General features: G+C 62.7%; 6 protein-coding genes. 3 read left to right on the top strand and 3 right to left on the bottom strand.

Annotated elements, in window-relative coordinates:
- Positions 1 to 711: YaaA family protein (locus tag ACHFFR_RS08500; RefSeq protein WP_394263835.1), on the top strand; the 711-nt coding region annotated here is incomplete at its 5' end.
- A 29-nt stretch (positions 712 to 740) separates the two neighbouring features.
- On the opposite strand, the gene ACHFFR_RS08495 is transcribed toward ACHFFR_RS08500, so the two are convergent.
- Entirely contained in the window at positions 741 to 1,475 is a 735-nt protein-coding gene (locus ACHFFR_RS08495; protein WP_394263834.1) for a zinc ribbon domain-containing protein, read from the bottom strand.
- Positions 1,476 to 1,485: 10 nt separating this feature from the next.
- Positions 1,486 to 2,283 (bottom strand): Nif3-like dinuclear metal center hexameric protein, encoded by a 798-nt coding sequence (locus ACHFFR_RS08490; protein WP_394263833.1) that lies wholly within the window; start codon positions 2,281 to 2,283, stop codon positions 1,486 to 1,488.
- Between the two features lie 52 nt (positions 2,284 to 2,335).
- Between ACHFFR_RS08490 and ACHFFR_RS08485 the strand changes: the two genes are divergently transcribed.
- A complete protein-coding gene (locus ACHFFR_RS08485; RefSeq protein ID WP_394263832.1) occupies positions 2,336 to 2,686 on the top strand; it encodes a fluoride efflux transporter FluC in 351 nt (116 codons plus the stop codon).
- On the top strand, positions 2,683 to 3,051 hold the full coding sequence (locus ACHFFR_RS08480) for a fluoride efflux transporter FluC (RefSeq protein WP_394263831.1): 369 nt from the start codon (positions 2,683 to 2,685) through the stop codon (positions 3,049 to 3,051). Before ACHFFR_RS08485 ends, ACHFFR_RS08480 begins: the two co-directional genes overlap by 4 nt.
- A gap of 98 nt (positions 3,052 to 3,149) precedes the next feature.
- Here ACHFFR_RS08480 and ACHFFR_RS08475 read toward each other — a convergent pair whose 3' ends face one another.
- Positions 3,150 to 9,992, bottom strand: a complete 6,843-nt coding sequence (locus ACHFFR_RS08475) for an alpha-1,6-glucosidase domain-containing protein (RefSeq protein WP_394263830.1) — start codon at positions 9,990 to 9,992, stop codon at positions 3,150 to 3,152.
- Positions 9,993 to 10,202 lie beyond the last annotated feature (210 nt).

Below are 10,202 nucleotides of genomic sequence, written 5' to 3'. Positions count from 1 at the left end.
CTCGACTCCCTTGCCGGTTCGGCACACAACGGGCTGCGCGAGCAGATCATTGGAGAGCTCCAGGAGGTATCCAGCAGAGCCGATGCGCTGACGATCCTCAAAGTGGGCACGTCAATCGAGCCGGAGATCCGCGCCCAAATCGACTTCTATGACCAACCGTGCGCGCCGGCGTACGAGGTCTACACTGGCGTACTGTTTGCCGCCGCCGGCTTCGGCGAACTCGATGAGCAGTCGAAGAAACGCGCCGACGAGTCGGTACAGATCTACTCCGGAGTTTTTGGCTATACCCGCCCATCGGATCTCATTCCGAACTACCGGTTAGCGATGAACACGAAGCTTCCCACCCTCGGCAACGTGGGCACCTTGTGGAAGAAGGAGCTGCGCGGCAGTGGCGGCGGTGAGAACGAGCTCGTCATTGACTGCCGATCCTCCGAATATCAGGTGTGGATGCCGCCACCATCGGCCGACCACGTCACTGTGAGCGCGGCGCGCATCAAGGATGGTTCACGTTCGATCGTCTCGCACTCGGCCAAGTACTACCGGGGGCTCCTGGCTGGCGCTCTCGTGCGCGAGCCCAACCCACCTCGCGATGCGGGCGAACTGCTGGAATTCGCGCAAATCCTCATTGACTCAGGCGACGTGACGGGCATCGAACTCGACCCCGCCGAGGGGCGTAAGCCGGCGCGCCTGACGCTCGTCGAGGAGCTCTGAGCGCCGGGGCGATCTAGCTAGCAGGATGCCTAACTGTCAAGCAGCACAACGATGCACTGGTAGTCATCCGAAATGTGGATCTCGTCCGGCTCCGCGTTCTTGATGTAGTTGACCTCGATCGGCGAGAGCTGGACTCCGCCAGAGGTCTCACCATTTCGGTGAAGCGCAATAACAGACAGGCCACCGCGCTCCATCGATCGTTCGTATTCCTTCTTCAGTGACTCCGCCAGCGGCTCGTAGAGCGCGTCGCGTTCAGCGCGGATATCGCTCGCCTCGCGCTCGATCTCCTCGATCGCCTCTTCGAGTTCGGAGCGACCAGAGACGATCTTCTCATTGAGCACCTTCTGCTCGGCCTCGAGGCCGGCGATCTCCTTCTCCTGTGATTCGCTGATCTCCAGCGCCTCAAATTCGGCCTCGTAAGCCGCGTCGAGCATCTCCTCGTTCGTGTCAATCTCGCTTTGTAGAGTCATGAGCTCGCGCGAATCCATGCCCACGCCAGCGTTCAGTCGCTCCTTCTTCGCCTTGACGATGTCAGAGAGCTCGCCCGTCTTGGCCGATGCCGCCTCCAGAGCCGCGGTGGCCTCCTCGAGCGCCTTCTTCGCATTGGTGAGCTCGAGCGCCTTGGCGGCCACCATGTTCATGTAGTCCCCCACCTCGGCGCGCAGAGGGTGCTTTTCGTTGTCCGAGCGCAGGCGCGCGAGTTGCGCGTCGAGCTGGGCCACATCGAGCAATTGGAGTTGGTCTTCACGAGGTGCACGTGCCATCGGTCCTACCTTAAATTCGTTCGACCCACGGGTCGGTGATGATTGTCGAAATATATGTATCAACGCCAAGTTCGCCGGCCACGGCGTCGCGAAGCTTCGGAAGCACCGGCCACTCCGAGGCAAAGTGCGTGGCGCCGATCAACGCGCATCCGCCTGCCCACAGGTGATCTGTGGCCGGATGGTGGCGAAGGTCGGCGGTTATGTAGACGTCCGCACCCGAGGAGTTCGCCGCGTCGAGGAACGAATCGCCCGAGCCCGGCGAGACGGCGACGGTCTTGACAATCTGATCCGGGTCTCCCCCGATAGTGATGCCGGCAGGCGTCTCGGGCAACATGGCCTTCAGCCGTTCGGCGAGCTCGCGCACCGTCATCGTGAGCTCAAGCTCGCCCACGCGTCCAAGGCCAAGCGCCGGGTCGTCGTCGTTGGGAGCGATTGGCCTGGTGTTGGAGAGCCGAAGGAGCTCGGCAAGTGCCACGGCGGATCCGTTGGCCGCGGAGTCGGCGTTGGTGTGCGCCGCGAAGAGTGCGACTCCGGCGCGGATGAGCTTGTGGATCCACGCGCCCTTCGCCGTGTCAGCCGCCACCGAGGACGTGCCACGCAGGTACAGGGGGTGGTGCGTGATGAGCATCTGCGCTCCGCGTTCGATCGCCTCGTCGACGACGGCCGCGCACGGATCCACGGCAAATCCGACTCGCGTGACCTCGTCTGCGGGATCTCCCGCCACAAGTCCAACTCGATCCCAATCTTCCGCGAGCGCGGGCGGGAAGTGCTCGTTCATTACTCTGACGACATCGGCTACGGTGCTCATAATCTCACCCTACCGGAGGGCTTCGCTCCCGCGTGGGTTTAGGCTGGTAGGCATGAACGCATTGCTCGTCGGACTCGGCGGCGCCCTTGGCGCAAGCGCCCGCTATCTGCTTGTTGTGGGCGCGGATAACCCGCCGGCCGCCACCTTTCTCATTAACGTGTTCGGCGCGCTCGCGCTCGGCATAGTTGCGGCGACGACGACCGACCGCGCACGCCTCCTCATCGGCACGGGCATGCTGGGCGGCTTCACGACGTACAGCGCGCTGGCCGTGGACACGCTGCAGCTCATGAAGGAGTCGGTGCTGGTTGGGCTCGGCTACGCCGTCTTCAGCGCGATTGCTGGTGTGGCTGCGGCGGGATTCGGCCTGCTCATGGCTCGCTCGCTAGGAGGCACGAAGCAATGATGGAACTGCTCGCAGTTGCACTCGGTGGCGGGCTCGGCGCGGCCGCTCGCTACGGCGTCGACCAACTCGTCCCAAAACCGTGGGGCACGCTCGTGATCAACATGGCGGGCTCCTTCGCGCTCGGCCTCATCGTGGCCATTCTTTTCAACGACGGCGCCCTCGCCGCTAGCGCGGTCTCCTACCATCTTCTTGGCACGGGTTTTTGTGGCGGCTTCACGACGTTCTCGACTGCCTCACTTGAAGCCGTCAAGATCGGCCGAACCGATGATCTCCTCAACGGCGGCACGTACACCATGCTCATGCTTGCGGCCTCGGTGCTCAGCGCGGCGCTTGGCATGGCGATTGGGACGGTCCTGACGCCGTGAGCGTAGGGCAAGGCGAGGGCTTGGTCCGCTAACAAGATAAGGAGCGCCCCCGGGGAATCCCCGGGGGCGCTCCGTTCAGTCAGCGTTCCCGACCAGTGCTAGTTCACGATCTTCATCGCTGACCAGCCGTGGCCGATCTGGACTGCAGGTTTGAAGTAGCCCCTGCCGGTGTTCGAGTAGAGGAACATACGTCCATCTCCCCGCACACCAACCAGATCGGTTCGCGTATCACCATCGAGATCGCCAGGTGCGAAGACGTTCGTGAACGAGGACCAGCCGTGGCCAATTTGGCCGTGGCCCGCCACGGTCGCGTTGTTCAGACCCGCGTAGGCAAACATCTTGCCGTCCCTGTCGATTGCGATCAGGTCGGAGTTCGAGCTGCCAACAATGTGGCCCACCGAGACGATGTCACGCATCTTGCCCCAGCCGTGGCCAATCTTCGTGGTGCCATACAGTCCGGATTCCGACACGGTGTAGCGGTACAGATCGCCTGTCGCCGTCTGACGTGCCACAACATACTCGTTGTTGGAGGAACCGAGCTTGCCCGCGTAGGTGATCAGATCCATTCCGTTCCACCCGTGGCCGATCTGGATTCCCCGCTGGAGGAAGCCATCGCCGGTCGAGTAGTAGAAATACATCTTTCCATCCGCGTGGCGGCCGATGAAGTCGGTGCGTCGATCGCTATTGACGTCACCAATCTTCGTCAAGGACGTGACCTCCATGTCGCACGCCGTGATCCCCACGTGCGTGATCCCGCCGCGGTGACCCTTGTAGAAGTGCAAATCGCCGTCGTCGTTGATTGCCCACACGTCCGCGTAGAGATCGCCGGTGGCGTCACCGAAACGACCATTCGACGCCGCCGGGCGTTCCGGCTTCGCCATGACCTCGCACTGCGGGTCAGTCGGCTCAGTCGTTTCGCCCTCGTGGGTGTAGGACCACGCCGTGTCGATGCCGTCGGCGATCTCGTAGCCCGGAAGCGCACGCGCCTCGACCGTGATGGTCTCGCCTTCGGCGACGTCGATCGTTCCCGTCACGACCTCGCCGTCCACGACGTACTCGACGCCCTCCGTCTCGGGGATCGTCACCGTGCCGTCAGCGAAGGTTGGCTCCTCCACCGCCGTCACGATGGTTGGGATGACGTCCTGGTCTTGGACGAGCACGACGGCGGAACGCGCCGGCACCGTGATCGTTCCGGTCGTAGCATCCCATGTCGTCTCGAGAAGAACCGGATCGTCGTCAACCCCATCGGTCAGGACGGGCGAGAGCGCGAGCTCCAGTCCAGCCATCTCCGGGATCTCCTGCGTCAGTGCCTCTGGCGAGCCGTTGATGGCCACCAGCAGACCGTCGCTGAGCGGATCGACGTCGGTACCCACAGTGTCGTCCACGCGCATGAGGATGAGACCAGCTTGCTGATCGCTACCCGCGCCGGGGAAGGTGACCTTCTCCTTGATCAACGTGGCGTCGCCGAGCGTAAGCAACGGGTGCTCCGAGCGCAGGCGCAGCAGTTCGAGCGCCTGAGCGTGAGACATGGCGATGTCCTCGGGGCTCGCAACGTTCTCGGGGTTCTCCAAGAACGGGCGCATGTTGCCCCACTGACCCTCGTTGTCACCCGCAGGCGGCAGGCCGACGCCGAAGTTGTGCTCCTGGCCAGCCCAGTCGATCTCATTGAAGTGATCGCCCGAGTTGTAGGAGTTTCGATCCATCGACTTCGACCGCAGCAGGTCAGTACCCGCATGCCAGAAGGCAGGCGACTGGCCGAGCATCACAGTCGAGAGCGACACGGTGTTCATCCGAACGCGCGTATCCATCGTCGAGTCAGCCGGCAACTTCCACACGCCGAGGTCGTAGAGCGTCTCGTTATCGTGGGCGTCCACGTAGTTGACGTTCTCCTCGGGCGAGGTCGCGAAGCCGGCAGGTGCGCCGTTGTAGTCCAGCTCGACGCCGGTCTGCTCGCTACCCGAGCTCGTGACGAACGAGTAGTCCTTCAGGTTGCCAGCCATGCCCAAACGAATGAGGTCCTGCTGGTGGCGAAGGTTCGCCAATTCGGCGTCGCTACCGGAGTTCATCGCGTTTGGATCGGTGTAGTTGCCCGTGCCGAAGCCCTGGTTTTGCGACTTGCTCTCGTCGAATGGGCCGCCGCCGTGAACGGCGTCGCGCAACCTATCGTTGAACGCTCCGATACCCGTCCCATCGAGCTGGCCCTGGGTCGCCTGCGTGAAGCGCAGGTTGTTTTGAACGTCGTCGCCGAAGTTCCAGCCTTCACCGTAGATGTAGACCTTCGATCCGTCCACGCCGTCGGCCTCAACCGTCAGATGCGCGAGCGCGTCCTGAACCGCCACCATGTTCTCCACCGAGTGGTGACCCATGAGGTCGAAGCGGAAGCCGTCCACGCGGTAATCGCGCACCCAGGTCACCACCGAGTCGATCATGAGCTGCTCGGCCATCGCGTGTTCGGTGGCGATGTTTTCACAGCAGGTGGACTTGGCCACCGAGCCGTTGGGCATCAGGCGGTGGTAGTAACCGGGAACGACCCGATCGAGCACCGACTTCTCCCCCTGGCCCGACTGGGCCGTGTGGTTGAAGACCTGATCGAGAACGACCTGATATTCGAGCGAGTGCAGGCCGCCGACCATCTGGCGGAAGGCCGCCGTGCGGTTGCCACCATTTTGGTTCGGATCGGAGGCGTAGGAGCCCTCGGGAACCGTGTAGTGGTAGGGATCGTAGCCCCAGTTGAAGCCGTCCTGATCGGCGACCGCCATAACGGCAGCCTGCTGATCCGGCGACGCCGGCCCCGCATCTGGGATGTCCGGCACAGCTTGCTCGGAGCGCTGCTCTTCGATCGTGGCCAGGTCGAAGCTCGGCAGGAGGTGAATCGTGTTCATGCCAGCGTCCGACAGGTCGCGCAGGTGGTTCACACCCGCCGTATCCTCAAGCGCGAACGCCTCGTATGTTCCGCGAAGCTCCTGCGGCACCGTCTCATCCGAGATCGAGAAGTCGCGGATATGCAGTTCGTAGATGCTTCGAGCCGATTCGTTCTCGATCACTGGCGACTCGTTATTCAGCCAGACCTCTGGCATGAACGCCGGATCGTTCAGATCGAGGATGATCGAGTGGGTCGAGTTGACCGCGAGGCCCACCGAGTACGGGTCGGTCACGAGGTTGTTCTCGACCTTGCCGGTCGATGGCACGTAGACCTCGACGTCGTAGATGTACGCGCGGTTCTTCCACGCTTCCTCGCCCGTGGCCGTCCACGATCCGTCAGCTTGACGTTCCATCGCGACGACGGTCGGCTCGCCGGTCCCCTCCGCGTTGTCGAAGATCTGCAGATCAACCGACAGCGCAGTCGGGGCCCACAGACGCAGGCTTGGCACGCCGTCGGCAAACGTCAGGCCGAGATCCTGGGCGCGAGCCTCGTCAGCGTAGAGCGCGTCGAGGATGCCCGGGATTTGGATGCGAGTCGCGGCGGCGGTATTGCCCTCCGCGTCGCGTGCGACGATCATGAGGTCGCCCTTGAGCGCGTCCTCAATCGCCGCCCGGTCGAGATCCACGCCCAGCGTATGGAAGAGATCCACGCCCAGCGTATGGAAGCTGGACAGATGGTCGCGGCCCTCGAGCTGCTCCTCGCTCAGCCCCTCGTCCGAGTGGGTGAGATCGGCGAGCTTGACGGCATCGGTGCCGGTCACATCCGTGGCGCTGACCGTCAGGCGTTCACTGCCGCCCCACAATTCGTACGTCAGCTCCGACGGGTTCGAAATGAGGGTAGACGGCCACGCGAAGGTCGTTTCATCAATCCAATGGGCAGCCGTTTGGTCTTGGCCTGGCACTCGATCGACACCATCCATCCATGTCAAAATGTGTGTTTCCAGATCGTACGTAAACACGATCTCCGTGCCGGAATCCGCAGCGAACGAGTAGTTCGCTCCGTCTGGCGCGCCGTCCACACCGTAGTTTTCACTCCAGCTCTTGCCGTGCGCAACCTTGACCTCATACGAGCCCGTCGGCAACGCGTCCGTCGACCACGTAAAGGTGCCATCCCCCACGGGGAACATGAGGGTGGCAAGGCACTCTGGCTGCCAGTCTTCGCTGCAGCCAACGAAGTTGTTAAAGCTACCCGGCAGCGTGACGATCGGGGCCTGCGCCGTGTTAAAGAACTGATGGGTGTCGGGGTTGTAGAAGTACGTCACGTCCGAAGCTTCCGCGATTGTGTACGTCACGTTCGCGCCGTCCGGGACTCCCCCTTCTCCATAGTTCTCATCCCACGAGCCGCCCACGGCAACCTTGTATTCGTAGTTGCCAGCAGGCATCGACCACGTGCCCGAGTACAGCCCGGAGGCCTCATCGTACGTCAGCTGCGATTCCGTACAGGACGGATCCCAGTTCGCTTCGCAGCCCATGGCCTGCTGGTGGTCACCAGGCAGCGTGATGTCATCGCCGGTCACCGGAGCCGGCGCCGGCGCGTTCGAGCCGAGATCCGTTCCGACGACGACGAGGCTCGAGTCAGCGACCTTCGCTCCGGTCGCGTCCACCGAGATCGCGCGGACCTCGACGAGCGTGCCCTCGGGAAGGTTGAGATCGGCGAACACGCGCGGGTCATCCGTCTCCGACACGCCAAGTGGCGTGTATGCGTCAGTTCCAACCACGCGGTACGCGAAGGAGGTCTGTGCCCAGCGATCGTCCGCGATGTCCGCGGTGACCGGGGTCAGGCCGTCCTGGTTCGGAACGCCAGCATCGACGGCGATGGCTTGCGCCTCGTCGGCGCCCGCGACCGTCTGATCAGCCTTGAGCACAACTGCGGAGAGCGCCGGAACCGTCACGGTCACGGTGTTGTCGGCGGTGACCGACTGGTCGGTGCCATACAGCGGCGTGTAGGCCGCTCCCGGCGTGAGCGTGGCAAATGTTGCACTTGCCTCGTTATCGGAGTTGTTCACCGCAACGAGGTATTCGGTCTTTTCCGTCTCATCCACGCGTGCGAACGCGAAGATGCCCGGGCCGTTCTCGGTGTGCAAGGTGATCTGTGCGCCGGTGCGCAGGGCCTCGTGCTCCTGGCGCAGGTCGGCAAGCTCGGAAATGAGCTGGGTCATCACGGTCTCGCCGTAGCGGTCCGCCGGGGTTGCCGGCGTGCCATCAAGGAGCATGTTGTCGGCGTAATCGGCCGTCTGGGTGGCGAATAGCGATTCGCGCGCCGCCTTATCGGTACCGCCCTGGCCGCCGTCGTCGCCCATCAGAAGCTGCTCGTCGCCGTAGTACAGAACCGGCTGACCGCGGGTGAGGTACATCAGGGAATGCGCGAGCTGCGAGCGCCCGAGCGGGTCCGAGGTGTCCTTGAGGAGGTAGCCGATTCGGCCCATGTCGTGATTACCAACGAATGTTGGCAAAGCTGATGCCGAGGAATCCGGCGTCGTGTAGTAGTCGTCAGCGGAGAAGAATGCGCCGAGCGAGCTACCCGGGCCGCCCTTGGCGAAGCCCGAGACCGAGGACTGGTAGGCGAAGTCGAGTACCGAGTTCATGTCCGTGTCTCGCACGTACGGCGAGAGCAGGCGCGCGTCGGCGTCGTAGACCTCGCCGAACATGAAGAAGTCTGGGTTGCCGGTCGCCTCCGCGTGGTCTGCGATCGCCTTCGTGAACTCCTGCCAGAACACGAAGTCAACGTGCTTGACCGTGTCGATACGGAAGCCGTCGACTCCGAAGTCCACCCAAGTTTCGTAGATGTCGATCATGCCATCGACGACGATCTGATTCTCCGTCATCAGGTCATCAAGATCGCCGAAGTCCATGTAGATGGCGGGTTCGCCCGCCGGCCACGCCGGATCGTGCCCACGGTTGTGGTAGAGCGTGGGATCGTTGAGCCACTGCGGGAACTTGATGTCGTCCATCCCCTCCGGGATTTCCGGATCGTAGGGGAAGGATGACGCATCGGGGTTCATCAACGGCATCGCCGCGTCGCCCGCGGCGTAGTCTGACGGATCGAACACGTTGCCGTCGACGTCCCTGTAGGGCACGTCATCTTTGTAGATGTAGGGCGGATTCGTGCCTTCGTGGCCCGCGTAGTAAATAACGTCCGCAGTGTGGTTGGTAATGATGTCGAAGTAGACGTCTATGCCCATCGCGTGGGCCTCGTCGATGAGGGCCTTGAGCTCCTCGTTCGTGCCAAAGTGCGGATCGATCTGGGTGAAGTCGGTGATCCAGTAGCCGTGGTAGCCGGCCGACTCCTCGCCCGTGCCGCCCTGAACCGGGCGGTTGACGAAGGATGGCGTCAGCCAGATGGCCGTCTGCCCCAGATCGCGAATGTAGGGAAGCTGCTCGCGCAGGCCCTGGATGTCTCCACCGTGGAAGAAGCCACGATCTGTGGGATCAAAGCCGGAAACCAAGCGGTCCTCCTGGCTGCAATCGACCGGCAGGACGCCGTCGTCGCCCACGTGCCCAGTGGCGATACAGGAATCATTGCTCGGATCGCCGTTTGCGAAGCGATCTGTGAGGACGAAGTAGAAGTTCTCGCCCTCGCCCGGATCGCGGAACGGCTCGGCGATGAGCGCGTCGTCGGCGTCGGTGTACTCCCCTGGCAGGGCCGGATCGTCAACCGAGACCTTCTTCGTCGCCTCGTCAAAGGAGAACGTCAACGTCCGCGGCTCATCGACGATGAGCGGGTAGTTGCCATCGCCACTGCCGTATGACTCCTCCCACGAGTTATCGATCGTGATCTTGAATTCGTGATTACCGGCCGGGATGTCGAAATCGGCGGTCCAGACGCCGTCGCCATCCTCATCGGTCAAGCTGGAGGCGGCACAGGCCTCGTCCCAGTCCTTCGGACATCCCAGTGCCGTCTGCATCGTTCCGACGAGCGTCACATTCGACGCCGCTGCAGCTGCCGGGGCCGCGAAACCCGCAAATGCGGGTAGGCCCACGAATAGTGCAAGGAGGATGCCAAAGAGGCGCGAAGGCATTGTTTTAGATCGTGTATTCAATCGTCAGACTCCCTCGTCTGTCAGCGCGGGTGTGCGCATAACGCTTTTGGCGCCGACTCTAGCGCGCGAGTATGACGTGAGCCATCCCGAACCTGCAAAATGCAAGCAAGAATTCCTTGAAATTTTCAAAATAGGCACCTGACCTGCGCAAACGCTTGTCTGGATACGATCCATTTAAACTTACTGCAA

It is taken from the genome of Trueperella sp. (assembly GCF_043424875.1).
In the GTDB taxonomy this organism is placed as follows: Bacteria; Actinomycetota; Actinomycetes; order Actinomycetales; family Actinomycetaceae; genus Trueperella.
The sequence above is the reverse complement of the archived record's forward strand: the minus strand, read 5'-3'. Positions and strand labels throughout refer to the sequence as shown.

Bases quoted from the DNA above. Each gene is read 5' to 3' on its own strand.
- ACHFFR_RS08495 (WP_394263834.1), bottom strand. From the start codon at position 1,475: ATGGCACGTGCACCTCGTGAAGACCAACTCCAATTGCTCGATGTGGCC.
- ACHFFR_RS08490 (WP_394263833.1), bottom strand. From the start codon at position 2,283: ATGAGCACCGTAGCCGATGTCGTCAGAGTAATGAACGAGCACTTCCCG.
- ACHFFR_RS08485 (WP_394263832.1), top strand. From the start codon at position 2,336: ATGAACGCATTGCTCGTCGGACTCGGCGGCGCCCTTGGCGCAAGCGCC.
- ACHFFR_RS08480 (WP_394263831.1), top strand. From the start codon at position 2,683: ATGATGGAACTGCTCGCAGTTGCACTCGGTGGCGGGCTCGGCGCGGCC.
- ACHFFR_RS08475 (WP_394263830.1), bottom strand. From the start codon at position 9,992: ATGCCTTCGCGCCTCTTTGGCATCCTCCTTGCACTATTCGTGGGCCTA.